24 protein-coding genes and 2 pseudogenes are annotated in these 19,088 nt (G+C 50.1%); all 26 read right to left on the bottom strand.

The genetic code is table 11. From position 1 onward, the window contains the following. Positions 1–33: 33 nt before the first annotated feature. The 26 genes and pseudogenes from DNHGIG_RS16350 to DNHGIG_RS16230 all read right to left on the bottom strand — a co-directional run bounded on the left by DNHGIG_RS16350 (position 34) and on the right by DNHGIG_RS16230 (position 18,909). A complete protein-coding gene (locus DNHGIG_RS16350; protein WP_282200590.1) occupies positions 34–330 on the bottom strand; it encodes a hydrogenase maturation protease in 297 nt (98 codons plus the stop codon). Then, positions 320–787, bottom strand: a complete 468-nt coding sequence (locus DNHGIG_RS16345; protein WP_282200589.1) for a hydrogenase maturation protease — start codon at positions 785–787, stop codon at positions 320–322. The genes DNHGIG_RS16350 and DNHGIG_RS16345 overlap by 11 nt, the downstream gene beginning before the upstream one ends. A gap of 73 nt (positions 788–860) precedes the next feature. Then, the gene (locus tag DNHGIG_RS16340) at positions 861–2,492 is read right to left on the bottom strand and encodes a nickel-dependent hydrogenase large subunit (protein ID WP_282200588.1); all 1,632 of its coding nucleotides are present in this window, start codon (positions 2,490–2,492) and stop codon (positions 861–863) included. Between the two features lie 80 nt (positions 2,493–2,572). Beyond that, positions 2,573–3,544: a hydrogenase small subunit gene (locus tag DNHGIG_RS16335; RefSeq protein WP_282200587.1), complete on the bottom strand. Its 972-nt coding sequence runs from the start codon at positions 3,542–3,544 to the stop codon at positions 2,573–2,575. 73 nt (positions 3,545–3,617) lie between these two features. Continuing rightward, the gene (gene hypB, locus DNHGIG_RS16330; RefSeq protein WP_282200586.1) at positions 3,618–4,313 is read right to left on the bottom strand and encodes a hydrogenase nickel incorporation protein HypB; all 696 of its coding nucleotides are present in this window, start codon (positions 4,311–4,313) and stop codon (positions 3,618–3,620) included. After that, positions 4,279–4,662, bottom strand: coding sequence for a hydrogenase maturation nickel metallochaperone HypA (gene hypA / locus DNHGIG_RS16325; RefSeq protein WP_282200585.1), 384 nt, complete (start codon positions 4,660–4,662; stop codon positions 4,279–4,281). The genes hypB and hypA overlap by 35 nt, the downstream gene beginning before the upstream one ends. Further along, positions 4,655–5,182: a helical membrane plugin domain-containing protein gene (locus tag DNHGIG_RS16320; protein WP_282200584.1), complete on the bottom strand. Its 528-nt coding sequence runs from the start codon at positions 5,180–5,182 to the stop codon at positions 4,655–4,657. Before DNHGIG_RS16320 ends, hypA begins: the two co-directional genes overlap by 8 nt. 608 nt (positions 5,183–5,790) lie before the next feature. Then, positions 5,791–6,384: a TcpE family conjugal transfer membrane protein gene (locus DNHGIG_RS16315; RefSeq protein WP_282200583.1), complete on the bottom strand. Its 594-nt coding sequence runs from the start codon at positions 6,382–6,384 to the stop codon at positions 5,791–5,793. Between the two features lie 6 nt (positions 6,385–6,390). After that, positions 6,391–6,663: a hypothetical protein gene (locus DNHGIG_RS16310; RefSeq protein ID WP_282200582.1), complete on the bottom strand. Its 273-nt coding sequence runs from the start codon at positions 6,661–6,663 to the stop codon at positions 6,391–6,393. Positions 6,664–6,687: 24 nt separating this feature from the next. Next, positions 6,688–7,275, bottom strand: a complete 588-nt coding sequence (locus DNHGIG_RS16305; RefSeq protein WP_282200581.1) for a metal-dependent hydrolase — start codon at positions 7,273–7,275, stop codon at positions 6,688–6,690. 91 nt (positions 7,276–7,366) lie between these two features. Next, on the bottom strand, positions 7,367–7,606 hold the full coding sequence (locus DNHGIG_RS16300; protein WP_282200580.1) for a hypothetical protein: 240 nt from the start codon (positions 7,604–7,606) through the stop codon (positions 7,367–7,369). 298 nt (positions 7,607–7,904) lie between these two features. Continuing rightward, positions 7,905–8,528, bottom strand: a pseudogene (locus DNHGIG_RS16295) (conjugal transfer protein); the annotation flags it as partial. 238 nt (positions 8,529–8,766) lie between these two features. Continuing rightward, the gene (locus tag DNHGIG_RS16290; RefSeq protein WP_282200579.1) at positions 8,767–8,940 is read right to left on the bottom strand and encodes a hypothetical protein; all 174 of its coding nucleotides are present in this window, start codon (positions 8,938–8,940) and stop codon (positions 8,767–8,769) included. 60 nt (positions 8,941–9,000) lie between these two features. Next, positions 9,001–9,279: a non-specific DNA-binding protein Hbs gene (gene hbs / locus DNHGIG_RS16285; RefSeq protein ID WP_282200578.1), complete on the bottom strand. Its 279-nt coding sequence runs from the start codon at positions 9,277–9,279 to the stop codon at positions 9,001–9,003. Beyond that, complete coding sequence (locus tag DNHGIG_RS16280; RefSeq protein ID WP_282200577.1) at positions 9,227–9,736, bottom strand: gamma-glutamylcyclotransferase family protein; 510 nt, start codon at positions 9,734–9,736, stop codon at positions 9,227–9,229. The genes hbs and DNHGIG_RS16280 overlap by 53 nt, the downstream gene beginning before the upstream one ends. 26 nt (positions 9,737–9,762) lie before the next feature. After that, a complete protein-coding gene (locus tag DNHGIG_RS16275; protein WP_282200576.1) occupies positions 9,763–10,482 on the bottom strand; it encodes a hypothetical protein in 720 nt (239 codons plus the stop codon). A 72-nt stretch (positions 10,483–10,554) separates the two neighbouring features. After that, entirely contained in the window at positions 10,555–12,240 is a 1,686-nt protein-coding gene (locus tag DNHGIG_RS16270; RefSeq protein WP_282200575.1) for an amidoligase family protein, read from the bottom strand. A 41-nt stretch (positions 12,241–12,281) separates the two neighbouring features. Further along, positions 12,282–12,602 carry a hypothetical protein gene (locus DNHGIG_RS16265; protein ID WP_282200574.1) on the bottom strand — a complete coding sequence of 107 codons (321 nt, stop codon included), beginning with the start codon at positions 12,600–12,602 and terminating at the stop codon, positions 12,282–12,284. A 70-nt stretch (positions 12,603–12,672) separates the two neighbouring features. Continuing rightward, positions 12,673–13,236, bottom strand: coding sequence for an RNA polymerase sigma factor (locus tag DNHGIG_RS16260; RefSeq protein WP_282200573.1), 564 nt, complete (start codon positions 13,234–13,236; stop codon positions 12,673–12,675). Between the two features lie 30 nt (positions 13,237–13,266). Next, entirely contained in the window at positions 13,267–14,445 is a 1,179-nt protein-coding gene (locus DNHGIG_RS16255) for a ParM/StbA family protein (RefSeq protein WP_282200572.1), read from the bottom strand. A gap of 82 nt (positions 14,446–14,527) precedes the next feature. After that, on the bottom strand, positions 14,528–14,689 hold the full coding sequence (locus DNHGIG_RS16250; RefSeq protein WP_282200571.1) for a hypothetical protein: 162 nt from the start codon (positions 14,687–14,689) through the stop codon (positions 14,528–14,530). 289 nt (positions 14,690–14,978) lie between these two features. After that, positions 14,979–15,053, bottom strand: a pseudogene (locus DNHGIG_RS21080) (phage terminase small subunit-related protein); the annotation flags it as partial. Positions 15,054–15,522: 469 nt separating this feature from the next. Next, positions 15,523–16,293, bottom strand: a complete 771-nt coding sequence (locus DNHGIG_RS16245; protein ID WP_282200570.1) for an enoyl-CoA hydratase/isomerase family protein — start codon at positions 16,291–16,293, stop codon at positions 15,523–15,525. A gap of 23 nt (positions 16,294–16,316) precedes the next feature. Further along, complete coding sequence (locus tag DNHGIG_RS16240; RefSeq protein ID WP_282200569.1) at positions 16,317–16,553, bottom strand: hotdog fold domain-containing protein; 237 nt, start codon at positions 16,551–16,553, stop codon at positions 16,317–16,319. 703 nt (positions 16,554–17,256) lie between these two features. Continuing rightward, entirely contained in the window at positions 17,257–17,460 is a 204-nt protein-coding gene (locus DNHGIG_RS16235; RefSeq protein ID WP_282200568.1) for a hypothetical protein, read from the bottom strand. A gap of 1,317 nt (positions 17,461–18,777) precedes the next feature. Further along, positions 18,778–18,909, bottom strand: a complete 132-nt coding sequence (locus DNHGIG_RS16230; RefSeq protein WP_282200567.1) for a hypothetical protein — start codon at positions 18,907–18,909, stop codon at positions 18,778–18,780. Positions 18,910–19,088: the final 179 nt, after the last annotated feature.

The raw sequence follows: 19,088 nt of genomic DNA, 5'->3' as shown, positions 1-19,088 counted from the left end.
CCTTTTTCTCTGAAAACAAAACCATAATTAAAACTACGCTGTGGTTCTTGAACGCAATAGGGGAATGCGAATCGCTCCGAACCTATCATCCCATACTGCGTCGCGAAACCCTGGTGGCACACCTTCCGGCAAAAGATCTTGTACAAACACACTTCGGTCACCGTGGGAATTACGAATTTTTAACAATAATCCCCCTGCCCCTGAATGACTCATCGGCATGAGCCACAATTCTTCACCGCGTACTAAAACGATGACGGTTCCCGTAGGGAACCGTGCCGCTTCTTCGGCAGATATATGGAGATAACCTGTTGAAGTAAGTTCAAGTTTCACTCACTATTCCTCCCAATCGCTGGAGCAGCTCATTCGCCAAACGTTCAATTGCCGCTTCCACCGTGGAAGACAAGCCAAAACCGTGCGACAAGTTTTCTGCTTCGATGAGGAAGACCGTCACTTTCTTCGGAAAACGACTTTTAAGTAGCCAACGTCCCAAGGCGATGGCGTTATCCCATCGAAAATCGTGGAGGTTTACGTCTTTTAGTGGAGGTGTCTCCACTTCTTCTCCAGGGAGTTCATAAATGGTGCCCGGTTCGGCTCCTGTCTCACAGACGTCAACGAGGATGAGTTCCTCTGCATCCCCGATTTGAAAGGCCACATCCATGCCAGCGGTTCCACCATCGGCCAAGCGCACTCCTGGGGGAACTCCAAGTTCCCATAATTTGCGGATCAGCATGGGGCCCGCGCCGTCGTCGCTGCGGAGTAAATTGCCGCATCCAATAATGACGGTCACATCGATTCCTCCTTCTACAAACGTAACCGGTATGATAACGACCCGCGTTTGCGAGCAGTCACGTCACTGCCCCTTAAAACTTCACAACCTCGTATTTGGCTAATTCTTTATGCGACTTGGCGTCGTAAGCATGAACGGTGCAGACGAGGCACGAATCGTAACTTTGCGCAATGTGAGCCAATTCGACCGGATTTTCGGGATCTCTGATGGGTACGCCAATCATCGCCGTCTCAATAGGACCTCGCTTGCCGAAACGATCCCGCGGGCTGATGTTCCACGCCGTCGGAGTTACTACTTGATAGTTTTCGATCTTCCCGTCTTTGATTTCAATCCAGTCGGCCAACGCACCACGTGCTGCTTCGGTAGCTCCAAAACCGCGCCCTTCAGGAAGTTCTGTTGGCTTAATATAAAATTTCTCATTTAGATCGATTTGCTTAAGCCATTCCCGTACGCGCAAATAGTACTTCGCAGCTTCGTGCAAACGTGCCAGTACACGCACCAAAGCATTCGGACCGACTTCCTTGATGATATTTAAAAAGAGGGGATCGTAATCTTGCCACTCTTCCGCACCCGGCCGACCGGCTATCACTTGTCGAGCCAACGGCCCAACCTCTAACGAAATCTCTCCGACACCCGGAAGATCATACCGAGGCGCCTTGGCAAACGTATACTTACCTTCTTTTTGGCCCTCTACCGGATCAATAGGATCGGTTACCCCTTCAAAGGGGTGGAGGGAGCCACTGCCACGGTAGAAAGAATGCGTGTGGTCTTCCCGTATGCGGGATTGATCAAAATCGTGATATTCCTCCCCGTCAAATACCCCGGAACGAGCAAATAACGCAGCGTTACGTCCTTCAATGGTCGGATAGCGATATTTTTGTGAATGGAAAAAGTTCCCTACCGCCAAATAACGTCCCGGACCTGCCCCGTATTTGGCTAAGCCGATTTCCATGCTGTAACGAATGAATAAACCAAGGGCGGAATTACGATGCTCAGGTTTTTCATCGAGCCACGCGAGGACGTCTTCCCAAGTCTTGTTTTCCAGCCATCGTTCAATAGACGAACCGAGGAGGATTTTCTCCAACCAATTTTCACGGAAATATTCCAAAATCGAAATGGACCGAGTAACGTCGGACAACGTCGGCGCACTTACCACACCCCCGGGAACCATGAAGCTGGAATGAGGCCACTGCCCCCCGAAGATCGCGTAAATTTCCACTGGCTTGGCCGAAACAGTGACGCCGATCTCATAATGTTCGCCTTCAAATGGCGCCCAACGGCGAACCACTTCATCGTACAATCTAGAGGAAGCGTAGTTTTGATGAGTCAGACCGATGGCGAATAAGGCATAAAACCAACGAGGAATGGACTGAAGCGTTTCCACTGCCTGGCCGATGTTGCGAATAAGAGTAGCGTTAGGCGGTACTTCCGTGTTCCAGGCTGTGTCTAAGGCATAGACCGCCTTGGTAAGATGGCTACCGCCGCAAATGCCGCAAATCCGAGGGGTAACAATCAGACCTGCTTGTGGATCTTTCCCTTTTAAAATCATCTCAAAACCGCGGAACATGGTGGCTTCCGTCCAAGCATCAACAACGACTCCATCTTCGATCGTCACTTTGACGTCCAAGTCACCTTCCACCCGCCCTAGCGAGTGGACTTTAATTTCCTTTTTTTTGCTTTTCGATATAACTTCTTGCTTCTTCATACTCACGCACCCCACCTTTTAAAATGATTTTCCCTGTAAAAGAGACATGTAGGGGTTTATCATCCTGGATTCTTATCTGTTTATGGAACGAACATATCTTCCTTCGCCAATTTTGGTGCCACCGCCCGGGCCATTGCCGCATTGACGGAGTAGCTTAACGGGTCGTATCCTGTCGGCACTTCCTTAGGAATGGATCCAAGAACCTTTTGTGTCTTGAAAACCGTACCCGGCGCCAAATCGAAGAAGGGGAACTCAGGTTCCGTACAGCCGATGCAGGGCATTCCAGCCCGGGTCTTCGAAGATTGACGGTTCCAGAGAATCCGGTTGCACGGCGAATGGGTCATCGGACCCCGGCAACCTTGTTCATAGAACAAGCAACCTTTCCGCGTACCCTGCCCGAACTCTTCCACTGGCTCCTTCCATTCAAAGTATTGATTACGCGTGCACCCGGTATGGGTAAATGACTTAAAGAACGTTTGCGGCCGTTGCAAATCGTCTAACTGGACGTCTTCCACGCGACCAGTGGCAACAGCGACGAGAATCTGCGAAACCCAGTCGGGGTGTGCCGGGCAACCGGGAATATTGATCACCGGCAATCCCGCTTTCGAACGGAAATGGGATCCGAGAAATCCGCCACGTTCCTCCTTCAAATATTGGAGGCCTATCGATTCTGACGGATTCGGTTTCGTCGCCGGTATCCCGCCCCAGCATGCGCAATCGCCGATAGCAACAACAAACTGGGCTTTTTGGGCGAATTCCCATATCCAATCTTTTTTCGGGCGATCCATGAGCATGTCGTAGTGCCCCGTTCCATTCGGCCCTTGAATGATCGTCCCTTCAACAACAAAGATATCTAACGGGATTTCGTCATTTAGGATTTGATCGAACAAACGGCGCACTTGGTCGCCGAATTCCATAGACAAAGAATGATGATAGAGGATATTGATACCGAAATCAGTGACTAAATCAATCACTGTCGGCTCTTCAGCATTTAAAAACGATTGGGTGTTTCCATTGCACGCACCGCCGTGCATCCAAAGGACATTCGCCACTTCCTCCACCTCCAAAAACACGAGTTCTATGAGTCAAATGTGATGCGAATTGTTGTATCGATTGGATGATCGATTACGAGGAACCGACCGTTTTTTCGAACGCTTCTTTGGCAGCCTCCAAACGGGATATCCACTCGTCGATCCCTTCTCCCGTGCGGACAGAAACTTCAAGAATGGGGATACCTGGTCTTACCTCGTTCAACGCTTCATTGAAACGATCCCGTTGAAATCCCACCGCTTCGGCCAAGTCAATCTTGGTAATAACCGCCACATCGGCGCTGTTCACGATGGTAGGATATTTCACCGGCTTGTCTTCGCCTTCCGTCACAGAAAAGAGAACAACGCGCTGATTTTCCCCTAAATCGTAACTCGCAGGACATACGAGATTGCCAACGTTTTCGATAAAGAGAAAATCGATATCTTCTAAGTTCCATCCTTCTAAGGATCTTTCAATCATGTCCGCCTCAAGGTGACAAACTGTACCCGTGGTGATTTGACGTACTTTCGCTCCGCTTTGACGCAAACGTTCCGCATCGTTTTCTGTGGCTAAATCACCGACCAACGCTGCCACACCATACCGTTCACCAAGGCGAGTCAACATTTCTGTAAGCAGCGTCGTTTTTCCCGCTCCCGGGCTTGAGACCAAATTGACGACGTAGACACCGGTCTCACGAAACCGCTTTCGTAACTCCCGAGCAAGGAGATCGTTTTTCTTAAGGACGTTCTGGCGAATTTCAACAATTCGGGGGTTTAGCGTCATCTGCTGCATCTCCTTCGCCTCCCTCCAAGGAATATAATTCCAACTCGCGCCCCTCGAGCACTTGACCTGTTCTCGTTCCACACACAGGGCATCGCATAGGAAACGGTTCAGGCAACTTATGCGCTTCTTGGCAATCAGGACAGAATACTTTTACAGGAACATCCTCAATCACAAGCCTCGCCCCTTCAAGAGGCGTCCCCTGGATGACCACATCGAAGGAAAATTCCAAGGCTTCTTTGACCACACCTGACAAGGCACCGAGTTTCAAGTAAAGGGCTTTTACCCGTTTCATCCGCGCATTTTCTGCTGTTTCGACGGCTATCTCAACCAAGCTATGGGCGATGGACAGTTCATGCATCGGCAAGCTCCTTCGATATATGTCTCGCGAAATTGAGAACAAAATTGAGCGCCGGTTGCACCTCCGGATCACCCAATGTCCGCATGAGTCCGAGAAGCCCCACCCGTTTTATGCCTGTCTGTGCCGTTTCTGTAGAGGCTTGGATCATAGAACGAGACACTTTTCCAAGCATTTGTACCGAACGCACGTCAAGGACATCGGATTTGAATAACTCTTGAACTTGAGGTGAATCGAGAAACTCCTGCATTCGACGCACGGCGGTAAAGGCGAGCTCAAAGCGCGAAACGTATTCGGGCTTGGACAAGCTTTCTCGTAAAGTAACGACGAGATCGTTGATTGAATCAGCGATTTCAGGCCCGCGACGAAGGAAATTTTCTAACATATCGAGGAGAAACGTTACATGCTCGAGCTTGTCGAGTAGGCGAACCAGTTTCTCAATCGTTTGCGGATCCGCAAGTTTTTCTACCAACAATTGATCGATCGGCGCCTCCACGACCGCCCCTTTCCCCATTTCCACCATGAGACCCCCTCCTTTCGTGAAAAACGAAGAGATAAGAAGCGTGTCTTTTTAGGTACGTTACCGCTTTCCTCTCTCACCCTTCATTCACATATTTTCTTAATAAAACCTTAATAAGTATGGATAAATTTACGTGTAGTTAAAATTCTATCACACAAAAATCTGACTCGTCAATTAATTCAGATGAGTGCGCTATTATACGTAAAAACGGGTTCACAATCGCTGAACACGCGGAGCGGTACATCAGAAAAGATAGGATTGCTATAGAACAACCAAGTCGGTTGAGAATTTCTAATAACGATAAGGAATATTTAATCTGGCTGAACGGGTAAAAAGAGGTATGAATGGTGGAGAGAAAAAATGTATAAATGAAGCGCGGGAGAAAGCCGTATTCTCCAGGTCATGAAAATAAAAAAGCCCTGCTTCAATCCTCAGACGATAAAGATAAGAAGCAGGTACTCGCTGAATTTATCGAACGCATTTTCGTTCTGCCAAATCCCGAAAACGACGGGACTTACGACATTGAGTATAATGCAGGGGGTTCAGTGGTGGAGGCGAGGCGTACCCTTGACCCCTACTCCCCCTCCACTTATTAGCAAAGAGGGAGAATATTAGCTTCTCTTTAATTTTGGCGGTAGACGTTTCGGCATGACCTTCCCTTCCGTGATCTCATACCACCCCGGAGACAAGCGTTTTCCCCTGTGCTGTATGATCACCTCTCCTTTTTTCACCTTCACGTGCGCTGGCACCCTCAACTCCAGCTGTGTCACCCGGCCCTTCGCTGGCAGACTGGCGACCCGACCATCTTCTACGAGAGACACCCGCGCACTCCACGAGACCGATTCCGGTCGTCCTTTCGGATTCGGGCGAGATTCCCAGCCGTCATGAACCTTTGAGCGAAACAGGTATCTCACAAAGTCATACAAGTAAAGCACCACGGTTTTTCCCGCCGGATCCAGCTTACTCAGCTGGTAGCCAATAATTCCGGCTACACCAAGGCCCAGGAGGAAAGGACCGAGAGGAATATAGTAACTGAGGAAAGGTCCAACAGTGATCGAACACGGCAACCATAAGACAGCCGTGAGGATCGCGGTATCTCCCGTAATTTGCATACCCCGAGGCAATCGGATTCGGTACCGCCCCTGCCCGATCGAGGACAGGGACGGACGGATACGATACAGGTTCCGATACGTACGATAGGCCATATTTTATCACTGTCCTGTTCCGGCTCCGCCACCGCCGCCACCCAGCTTACCTGCTGCGCCGCTGAAGATCGACTTGAAGATGTTGATCAGGCTGGCGGGGTCAATAATAAACCACAAAGCAATGCCAAATAGCATGAGAGTGGAAACCAATTGGGCGTATTCGTGACGGTGAAGCATTTTGATTAATCGGCCACCCATCATAACAAACAGAAGTATAACGAAAATACTCAGGATCAGCTTACCTAAGTTGTCAATAGGGCCAATTCCGGTTGTTGGCATGTATATTCACCTCTCATTTATCTCTCATTTATTAATAAAAGTTTGAATAGCAGACGGCATCAATTGGATGATTCCGTCTGTTATAGGTCTTAGCAATGGCAACTTCGTGACAACGGGGTGCAGATACAGTGTCAGTAACCAGAAACTACACAGGGTCATCACTCCTCTCAGCAAGGTTTCGGCAAATGACTCTACAGGGATGGATAGAAACCTCGGCAACAAGCGCACCCGAATGCGTAATGGCCACAGGAGTTCGACCCCTTCCTCGTTGAACAGATCTATCAGCGGGTGACTTGCATAGCCAATCCATATAGCCCAACGGATCATATCCGACAAAGGCAGGAGTTGCAACACTCCCCACAAACCAGCCAGAAACAAAAGTGAGTGGGTCAGGGTCCGATGTCGGATTCCCAGCCCACTTAACGCTATTGCAAGTGGCCATATCCTCTGTCCCACATAGGACTGGGGTTGATCTACGTCGGCCGCCGGTCCGGCGAAGTAGGCGCCTAATAGAGCCACCGCTGTCTGCCATGTGAGAACCGGCTGGTGCGTGTGTATTAACCACAACTCGGCACCAATGAGTGCGGCCACGTGATGAGTTTTATAAATCATTCCATCACCTCCATTCCCCCCTTACCCTGGCACCCCACCTATTCCTTGCGGAATCCTCGTCGATTGATCCAGTGCAACCGTTTCTGGGCGTTTAGTTTCGCAAGCATTCTTGTTTCCTCTCTTTCACCAGTTCAAGCACGTATGCAGCGACCTCTTCGGGAGAAAGAAAGGTGGTATCCACCTGCGTTGCTTCGACTTTCATCCACTCCTGCTCCGTCTTTCCCGAAAAGTCCGCAAATCCGGTAACGTACCATCCCGTTCCAAAAGCCGGGACATGCGCTCCTCCCGACAGGTCAGGACAATCACAGCCATGTCCCGTTCCAATGCCCATTTCGCCTCTTCCAGCGTTCGGCCATCGTCGATGATCAAAGGGCGATAGCAGGTTCGAATCGTTGTTTCCGCATGATACAGAATGGGATTCGGATGAAATTTTCGTAGGAACTTTCCCGCCTGTTGCAGATATGTCCGGCGGACGGATTTCGGTTCCCCATTCAGCCAGGGAAAAGCGGCTTCCACCACCCGACGCACGGGTTCGGCTAACGAGTAACAACGATATCCATAACGCTGTTCTATTACGCGGGCCGTGGTGGTCTTTCAAACGCCCATGGGTCCCAAAAGCATCACCGATCTTAGTGCTGCCAAACTTTCTCGACCTCCAAATGTCCTTTGTCGTCTTTCAAAAAATCCACCAGAAACTGCTCCGGCAACATCGTCTGCGTGGCTGGATCCTGGACGTTGACTATCACCACCGCCTCATAGTGTCCCTTGCCTAGGTCATGGATGTTCAGGCTGGCTACCTGCCGGAACTGGACGAAACCGCCCATCGGTTGGATCGTTGTATTCGGAACGACCATATTCGCTAGATCCGCTGCATTCGACGAAGTCAAATAGATCCGCATGAAGTCACTGATGAACGGCTTGGCCACGTCATAGACATCCTGCGGCGCATTCTTCGCCGTCGAAGGCGGTTTTTGCCCCAGGGCCGGAGGCGGAACGATTGTTGGCGGTGCCGTGATCATCAAGGCTCCCGAGTCCGTTCGGAGCACCGGAACATTTAGCACAAGATGACGAATCTGCAGCGCCTGCCCTTCTGATACCTCACACCATGCTTCCACTGATACGACCGAGAAATTGGATGCGGGGTGAGACACTTGCTGAGCATACATCTCCCGAGGTGTCTGATTCTGCGATGGAGGCACCCATCCTTGGAGATCAAGATCAGGCCAATACTCCTCTACGGTTTTTTTCCGTTGTTCCGCCGTCTCCCCTTAGTCAAGGTGAGCCAGACTTTCGCAGCGTGGATCGCGATAGCTGTTTCCGCATGATCATCATGAACAACGGCTGTTTCGGATGGATTCGGTGTGGAGATCCGAGCAATCGTCCCGACTCCCCAAGGCCCCTAATGCCAGCAGAATCCAAAGAATTGTACTGGTCAGTTTTCGGATCAAAGAAAAACCCCTTTCACTAACAAAAGGGGGCGAGAGAAAAATTTTAGTATTCTTGACCCACACAGCGCTTGTCTTTCACGTATTCCTTATAAATTCGTTCAAGACCAAGACGATACAAATGCTGAAACGTATCACCTGCTACATCTACACTGATTCTAAAGCTGGTGAGTAGATTGGCGAACATACACCTTTCTACTTCACTCAGTTCAATTGTCATACACTGTGGGATCTCGTGAGCATATACACGAATATCGCTCATTGCTTTTCACCGATGAAGTTAAGCCGTCTTGCAAACCTCTTTGAGTACCTTCCCAGGTTTAAAGGCAGGAACCTTACCGGCCGGTATCTCAATCGTCTCTCCTGTTTGCGGGTTCCTGCCCGTACGCGCCGCCCGTTCCCGAATCTCGAAGGCACCAAATCCTACGAGCGTCACCTTGTCGCCCGCAGCCAGCGCTTCCGAAATGGAATCTAATGCCGCATCGACGGCTGCCGCTGCATCTTTTTTACTCAAGCCAGACTTTAGTGCCACTTTCGCAATCAAATCTTGTTTCGTCATTGAATTTCACCCTATCCTTTCTTAAAAGATTTTCTTTAAGCTTCCTTCGATACTCCAAACTGAGCGACCTAGCACCTTCCCATATGAGCAACGCATACTCCCAAGACGGCGCGATCTCCACCGGGGATTTTTCGACGACCTCATAGGTCCACGCCCACCGCCATCGGCCGCCAAGACTTTCAGGGTACACCCGGACTTTTCTTCGCCGGTAGACAAATGGTGCCCCTTCTCGTCGGTCGAGTGCGTGAAAATCATCTACCTCGTACAGTACACCTTCGACAAACTCACCCGGTTCGCGAACGATGTCTGCTACACCACCTCCCCTATATGTAGAGTACCGGGAGAACGCCAAGCGATAGTTACGGAGCACGGCAGGGCCGAGATAAACAGCCCTCGGCTCACTCCGAGCAAGATCGGCCTGGTTCATACAGGAGCCATAGGCAAAGTATAGTGGCATGGCGTTCTCCCTTCCTTCATTTCCGCTTATTTTTGCCTCCGAAACCCGATATACTCCTTCTTCCTATTAGAAATTGGAACCCAATCTGGTTTCCAGGTGGCTGGGTCCGGCAATTCTTCAGGCTTTACCTCGTGGTAATCTTCATAGGGTGTACCATGCGTGATGTACGGGCAATTGTGGCCCGCGTTCTCAAACCCCAGCTCCATTTCCCACGACGAGCAATAGATCCATTTTCCTTTCTCGTCTTCGAAGACCTCTTCACGAAACACACAACCGTCGCATTTTCTCTTTCGCACCGGTCCTTCGCCGCTCCAGGTCGGATACTTCTCGCACACCTTGATATACCCGGCCTTGATCAGACTCGCGACGACTGTCCACGGATCCCATCCGTCCAGCATCACAGGATCGTCGGGGTTCTGAAACTCAAGTTCACTTTCCTCATCGACCTCATCCTTATACCGGCTGATCGCCGAGTCATAGAAAGGCCCCACGCCGTCGTACACAGTAGCCCGTACTCCCATCATGGCCAACGGTCCCGACGCGATGTCCCGCAGGCATTTCACGCCCAGGAGATAAAAAGTGTGCGGATCATCCACGTCGCTGAAATACTCGTGGATGATCAGGTCCATCAGACGGGAAGGGTTGGCCGCTTCCCCCCTCCGACCGTCAGCAAATTCAATATAGTACGGCAGGGTTGGCTCCTGCCCGTCCTCCAACCAGTGTCTCCGTTCCTCGATGTTGACCATAAGACACCCCTCCTTTTATTCTTTCGAATACCGCTTTGTTTTTCTATAGTATAAAAATATACTTTTCTATTGTCAATATCGTCCGCGCAACCATAGCCATGTTGCAGCCAGACGATCTTGCGGATTCGCCAGGACATCCAGAAACTGACGAAAATTCTTTTCCTCCGCTTCTGGTGTAAGATAATCGGTCAATCTGGCATGTTTGTTTTCTTCACTAAATCGAGGAGTGAAATCCGACTGCGGAGAACCGTTTCGGATCACCGCTGCCTGGTGCAGGATGGCATTGGCCACCTGGATCTGCGCCTGAATTTGCCGATGGTCCAGCGTGCCGTTCGGATACCTGAACTCAATCGCGGGTCGGCCGCTCGTGCGGTCAATGTTCGTCGTGTTGAAAATCGTGTAACGGCTTCCGTTGCTGATGCGACGCCGCGCTTCCGCAGCCGTTATATTTCCGTTGAAGCTCAAACCTCTCGGCAGAGGCTTTGCATAGTGGGAACCGCGATGCTGACCGGGTCTACCCGTGCTCCGATATTGATCCGAATTGGCCCCTCCCATGCGGTAAAGCTGTTTCTCATATCCAACCCCGATTCGGGCCAAGCGTTGCCAGGAGTACGTCCGGTGGTCTAACGGCGCAATCCCCAGATGGATGTGACCACCACAATGGTCATCGACATAAGCCCCGTGATGACGCAGGATTTCCGTCACCCGCTCGATCTGTTTCCAGGATTCCGGATCGTCATTCAGCACGGGAGACACGAACTCGCCCCCATATGTACCCAACGATCCGTCGCGTTCCGGTTTCCAGAACCCGTTCCCGTCGCCAGAGTGATACCCGCGCATTTGCGGGCCAATCGTCAGACCCTCATTGTACAGTTCCCTCAACGCCCGTTCCCTAGAGGAGCTATTGTCAAACTGTACCTCAATCTCGATGCCAAAGGTGTTCCCGGTGCCTCCCAGAACATTTTCGTACCTGTACTCCCACTCCTGCCGAGCTTGCTCCTGTAGCGCTTCCCACGCCACATCATCCCGGCTGATGAATACGCCGTCCCATTCCCGGTTCCGGCACCAAATGTCCAGAACACGATCCCGTTCCGCTTCGACGGTCCAGTCAATCTGTGCAAAGGTAGGATGGTTTTCTTCATGGGTCTGATTCACCACAATCGATGCCGTTGCTTGCTGTGTTCGCATCCGGGCTATTCGCATCGCTTGTCTCCGGCGCTCACGTACTTCTTCCCGAGCCAAACGCAGGGCCTGCATATGCCGGCAACCTTCCCGCGCCAGCTCCGGGTCCCGAGAGCGACGGATTGTGAAGTCAGGACAGGTACATGCGTGTTCGGTGACCTGATATCGTCCCCCGCGCTGGGAATGCACCCAGGCATGATCGCGGTCAATCCACTCTACCGTAGTGGGCTCCCGGCTGATCCCTCGGGTCCTGCTTTCCACCTCCACCTCCACCGTCACCGGCTCCCGGGTAGGACGCCGATTTTGACGCAATTGTTCCAGGTAAGCCCGCCTTACCTGGGCCTCGACCGCCCGCTGGCGCTCCTCCGGAGACATGGCATAGGCAATCTGGTCTTCAGGCTCGGCCTCGCCGCGGATGACCCGCTCGAGAATCTGTTCCAGGGCCTGCCGGACCTTTTTCGAGCAGACAGGTCCTACACCTTGAAGAACACTGAGCATACTCCGCAAGGGCCTATGACAGACCCGACATGTTGCAGCTGATGGCAATAAAAATCCTCTCCTTTCCTGGGTATTCACCCATTAAGAGGAGAGGGAGAAAGAAAAAATAGGTGTTCGGTTTATCGTGCTGAAGGTTTTGTGTCCATCCAAGGATAGACAACATCTTTTCTATGAGGATGTGAGGCAATCTCATCGGTATACGGCAACGCTCTGCGTTTCCAAGATTCTGATTGCCAATCCGAATCATCCACAATGATATAGAGATCAAAGCATTCTCCGTCTTGCGGCATAAATTCTCCACATGATTTTCCTTTTTGCAAGGCCCCATCAATCAAGTCCTTTAGTTTTTTCAATGCCGTGCGATTCGCCACGATATATGCATCATCATGATTCTCTTTTTGTGCGTGTATGTGGATTACCCCAATATCGTCAACTTTCATCTGCTGCAATTCTCCTCTCTGAAAAAGCATCAAGGATTTCTCAGACGATTTTCGTAATAGATTGAAAACGCTAATCTATGCACCACTCTAACTGCGCACCACTGGCAAGTTTTTTTCGAGCCAGCTGTAGGTGTTTGGATACACTTCCTTTCGCGATACACATCATCTCAGCCACATCGGAATAGGACATTCCAGAAGCGAGCATTTCGATCGCTTCCCGCTGTCTCTCAGCTAGATTCGAAAGAGAAACGCTGATCTTTCCTTCCGACTCTTCGCCATCCAGTCTAGCGATCAGCTCTTCCTCCCAATCTCTTTGGTCGGGAAGCCGTTGCATCCATTCGTTATCCCAGAGCTGTACCTTCGATTTTTTTCCATGCGCAAGTCGTTGGAGTCGCAGCACCATGCGTCGTTCACGTGGCTCCAGCTGATCTACCGAACAGTACGTGGCAATTTTCGGTATCACCTCCGTTGACTCATGCAGCATGCTCCCGACCCACTCACGTTCGCCTCTTAGCAACTCTTCCCCCTGGTTGATCCGCTGCGTCAACTCCTGATGGTATGCCCGTAGTCTCTTCCGCGTTTCAATGTACTCGCATAGAAGTCGATACGCCCATTGATCCTGCCTATGTTCCATCGAACTCTCCCCTCCTTGTTGGATGAGTTCTTATGCCTGTTGCGGCACCATCAGCCTGGGAGGCCCCGCCGTTTCTTTTGGAATTTCAGCCATGCGACCCATCAACCAAAACCCGAGAGCATTGGCTCCTTGTGGCACGGGTACCAACCGCACATCCGGATGCAGCGTCTGAAGTTCTGACTGCAGAAGTTTCGCTCCTCCACCGGCCAAGAACACCACCCGAATCCGGCCCATTCGATCACTCCACCGATGTTTCACCTCGTCAGCGATTGTCTTGGCAACCGACTTTCTAACCTCTGCCACTTCTCTTCGTAAGTCCAATGTCCGTCCGTTGATCCAGATATTCTCTCTCGACACGGCCGACTCCACATCCCGTTCCGGAATTTCCGGAAACGCGGCGCGAACCATGTTATAGACAGTATGGGCTCCCACCGCGACGGTTCCCGACAGTTCTTCCAACACACGCAAGCGAGGCCGCACCTGAAACACCGTAAAGTCCGTCGTCCGGTAGCCAATGTCGATCAGGGCCATCGGATCCTCTACCACAGCCAGTTCGGGATACCGAGGCCGCCCCTGCTCGTCCATCAGAGCCGCATAGGCAGCACCGATCGCTTGGGGTAAAACCTTCACGGTGTCGAATCGGATCTCCCGTTCCACCCCCTGAAAAGGTCCCGATGTCCCTTTCGCTGTGAACCGCATTTCTTGAAGGGTGGCAGCAAAAACGTCTTTCTGCTCTCTTACATATTCCAGAGGCAACCCAGTGAACAGTTTGATCGGTTCACCGACCGGTGGCTGCGCCAACAATATTGCAGCGGCCACAAGAACACGGGTGGCCTCGTGATGGGTTTTGTTCCGATCAATAGCGCGGCTGGCATCATATGACTCGGCCACTGCCAGCTCCCCCACATAGTAGGTCTTCCCGTCGATTTCTACCGCCATCTCGTCAAGTCCGCGACCTGAGCCAAAGAGGCCCGAGAATTGGCGTTCTTTCCCTGATCCCACAATCGAAGGGAACGTATGGACCGTCCTCCCGTCGCTGGTGACTTTTACGTATCCATACCCTAAGTCCAAACCCAAAATCACTTTACTTTCCGCTCCTTTCCTTGCTTTTCCTTTTATTTGGAATCCATTCCCCGACTGCCACCAACCAACCGGGGCGTGGATCGTCTCGTTCCCGGAAACTGGGTTGAAAAATCTGGATTTCGACATTGCCCCGTCTCCTCTTACGTTGACGCAAGCGTTTCTTTCTCCGTTTTTCCCCTCTTACCGTAGCCATCCTGTGCCCTTCCCCTTAATCGTCATTGTGTTTGCGCCGGAAACGTACGTCATTGCTCTCTTCGCCAATCCGATCTCCTGCATTCCACGACTGAAGGAGAAAGTAGCAAACAATAAGTCCCAGAATGACAACTCCTATTCCGCCTCTACCCCCAAGCTGCCCGATCCCTTCCAACATGAATTTCACCTCCCTCTAATAAGAGAGACGGGAGAATAAAAGTGGTATAACTCGTCAGAGGCCGAAAGGACCCGCTTGATCACATCCAAATAGTTTAGCGGACAAAAAAAATGACGAGCAGTCGCTTTGGCGATGTCGTCACTTATAAATTTCCGCTTTTTTTTCAGTTGTTTTTTGTTCGTCGGTAGTACGATGTTTGTTCCTCTTCTCCGTCCACTTGTTCTTTGCTGCATACTCCTTGATGATCTGAAAAGGGACTTGATACTTCTCCGAACTCATCCTTGGCTTTTCACCCTCGAACTGTATCCTCTGAAACACCAAGCGCATCGGCAATCTCTTTAAGTTTCATCCTCCCGCCGCTCGCTAGCCAAAGTTCAACGGATCAGGACTTCTTGCTCGTTGCCACATTTCCCCCACCTCCATCTGGGTATCCCCTCGAATTCAGACAATCCTTGCTGAAATAGAATTATTTAGGGGTGATCTAATTGGATGTTTACAGCTTTAAAAACTATATAATCCTTTTGCTTTTCACATTCATTTTGTTATTTGTTTTACCTTGTTTTTCAGAATCTTAATTTCCTTTTGTCCTGCGATATAATCATCGTTATTTCGATCCATGAAACTTTTGGGGTAGTAATAGGGGTACCGCCAACATTTTAACGAAAATATACGCTAAGCGAATACATACGAGAAAAAACCTGATGTTTCCTACTCTAAGGAGTCACCAGGTTTTTGTACATCAATACAAATCATCATAAGTTTTTATAAACGTCCCCACGACAAAAATATTGACACTACCTTTGCCCCTGGTGTCAGCTTCGCTGGTACAGGGCCTATTTCTTTACAAACTGGGCGAGCCTTGCACGGGCATCGGCGAAGTCCCCTAGACTCGAATAGCCGTATAGCGTCTCCAGCCTCAGTGCGTCGTCCAGTGGGCGTCCGATCAGTTCAAGGATGGTCTCCTTGGCGGACCGAACGGCATTGCGGCTGTTGCACCGTATCATGCGCGCCGTCTCCTCGGCGGCCTGCATCAGTTCTTCCGGCGGCACGACGCGGGTGACCAGTCTTAGCGCGAGCGCCTCCTGGGCCGAGACCTCCCGCCCTGTCAGGGTGAGATCAAGGGCCACGCCGACCCCGGCCACCGCCACCAGGCGGACCAGGCCGCCATCGCCTTGGTGCAGGCCATAGCGCACCTCGAAGACACCGAATTTGGCCTTTTCGGAAGCGATGCGGATATCACAGGCCAGGGCGATTTCCAGGCCGGCGCCGACGGCATAGCCGTTGATCGCGGCAATGATGGGCTTGTAGATACGGTGCTGCCCACGAGTCAGCCCACCGCCGAGGCCATGGGGGATATTCTTGCGGACATCCAGCATGTTGGCCCCCTCCCACTTGGGGATAAAGGTCTTCAGATCGGCGCCGGCGCAAAAAGCCCGCCCGCTGCCGGTTAAAATGGCCACATCCACGGCATCGTCGGCGGCGAAATCCCGCCACACTTCCTCCAGTTCCGCGTTGGTGGCCTCGTCAATGGCATTCATCGCCTCGGGGCGGTTGAGGGTGACATAGGCCACGCCATCGCGTTTTTCATAGAGAACATTGCTCATAAGGATGTACCTCCCGGCGTCCCCTACCAGGGGACATCAACGTATTTGTCCAGCTTGGCCTTGGCGATGGTCAGGCTGGCGTGGGCGACGGTCTTGCCGTTCATACTGCAATGTCCACGGAAGACGCCGACCTCGGGGGAAAAGCGCCGCGCCTCCAGCCGTAAGGTGATGATCTCCCCTGGCGGGATCGGTGCGGTCAGACGGATCTTGAAAGAGGAAACGACGGTGATTTCGTCCTCCGGTATGATCCATGCTGCCACTTCTTCCCCAGCTTCCTATCAGAGATCACAAAGACCTGGGCGTTCAGTATTTTCGGCTGACGGTTCTCCCCCTTGTTGATCAACTCTTTCATACGCCCTGAAATTCAAAAATAACCATTTTTATTAATATTTTAGTATATTTTTAGTATTTTCAAAAATGTATTTTATACTGATATCAATGGTTGTATATATTATTCATTTAAATTCAATCTTTATCTTCTTGTTTCTAAAAAATTCTGATTTGACTTTAATCATCATTTATGATAGCAAATCCCCATGTCGTGCAGAAACCATCCGCGAACTGCTACAAGAAATCCTGAAACAAAAAGAAAACCAAGATGATCACCTACTTAAATAGATTCTGGTTACATCATCGCGGCCGTGGCCAAGGAGTCCCGCCACTTCTTTTCGAACCTCTAAAGCGCTCATTCCGTTGATTTACAGTAATTCACAATTATTATCCAACAAATAATTATTTGACATATATATTTCGTATACGTAATATTAATTACAATACATTTTCCAAAGGGGATGGCCCACATGAAACCTATTATCAACTTTCTAACCGGAATCACTCTCGCGTTTTTAGCTGTAGGTATAGCACCCTTCTTGGCAATAAAAGAATCGGTTTTAAATTTCTTCATGTGATACGCCACCCTCGCCGGTGGTTCTTTTTGTGCAAAAGAAAAAGCACCCGGAGGTGCTATAGTTTTTCGTTCTCGAATATTCCATTTAATGCTACGTCTTGTAAGTACATTTTCCTGATATCATCGAAGCATTTCTCTTTGGTATATCCGCCATATCCTATACTCGATACAAGAATAAAGATTTTTGCTAAACGTTCTTTTGCTTCTTTTTCTGATAGACCTTTCACAAACTCGATTATTTTTGCCTCTGCTTCTCTCAATATAATCCCCTCCAGCCTCAATATTCGGCAAGAGATATTTCCTACAAATACTTTCCGTCAAATTCCGACACACCAATAGTCACTTGTTTCAAACAGGAACGAATTCTTCTGCATAAAATTTATTGTCCCCCTCAAACTGAGAGTCTGCTCTCCATCTACTTGCATTTCTTTACTCTAACTCCTAGTGTTGTGCCCTCCCTAGGAGTTTCTTTTCTTTCTTTTTGGATACTCACTCAGAAGAATATGAACACATCCTTTTGCATAGAGTATATCGTCTCTGCTCATAAAGCAGGACAGCTCTCCGCACTCGGGCAACATTGTGCCACAACTCCTAGCGAAGTGTTCTTGCTAGGAGTTTGTTTTCTCCCCTCGGATACTCACTCATCATCCGTCTCAGCTCCCTAAAATCTAACCGATTTTCTTCCCCTCGTTCAATGACACACGGTATCCTGCTACAATACTGCTTCAACCCGTCCCACCGTCCCCACACGCACGCGCGACACATATCCGGCTGTGCGGACTTGCTCTCAACCTTTTGCTTATTCACCTCAAATCAACCTTTCTCGTTTAGGTTTATTTCCCCGTCGATACGGCGATACTTTTACTAATTGTGCCATGCACTTGGCTCCTCCATTCCACAAGCCACCAATTAGGTGGCTCTTTTTATGCCACCATTTCATCTCAGCGTTCTGGGTTCGATCGGTAAGGACATGGCAGTGCAGAAACCATGTTCTTGGGCACCTGGATCGAACAGGTCGCTTCCCTTGACCCTCAACCAATCAGTCCCCAACGCCGAGAAGAACGGGGTTTTACTCTTGTATATTTTTCTGTGGATTAGAGATACTTTTTAATGCGTGCAAAGAACTCTCCCTTTCTATCCATTTGCCACCGATTAGATGGCATTTTTTATGAATCTTTTCGAATAACTTACATGCGTTCAAACGATACTATATATTGCCGTTTTTCATTTTACCTGTGCTTTGGTTGCCTCCTACATCTTTTATTGGCCACCGATTAGGTGGCTCTTTTTTTAGAGTAAAGCCAATGCCAAGAGCCTCAATTATTGCGGTAGAGGCATCACCGTCCCGATCCAGACCTTACCCGCTGGGATCGCGGGAAAAGGGCAATGAGCTTCCTGTACCATTTGCCCCTGATACAGGTTGAATGCTGACTCATACTAGGAGAGGTCTGGAGTGATCTATATGAATTACGTGGAAAGTAGATTAAAAGACCGCCTGGTAATCAGACGGCCACTAGTCGATCAGCGAAAAAGTATTGAAAAGTTATGCTGTCTTTTTGCGACTGTACGTCCGCATATTAGTAGCCGTATGCACCTGCACCTGCCGCTCCATATCCACCAGAGATACCAGGAACAAGCAAGAAGAACAAAACGAAGATGATAAGGAAGACTATTGCCCAGTGAGTGTATCCTCCAAAAGTACCGTACATGATCTTCACCCCTCAAAATCAAGATGTTAAATGTTATCGAGGGGTGTGGATTCGTGGAACGGCTAACAACCAGAGCAAAAAGTTAAGACCGCCTGTTTCCAGACGGCCTAAATAAAATGGTAATCGGCGAAAAAGTGATGAAGAAATTGCGATGATGTTGAACAGACGCCCGTACCATC

The organism is Collibacillus ludicampi, assembly GCF_023705585.1.
Classification (GTDB): Bacteria; Bacillota; Bacilli; order Tumebacillales; family BOQE01; genus Collibacillus; species Collibacillus ludicampi.
This window is presented reverse-complemented; position numbering and strand designations above follow the sequence as displayed.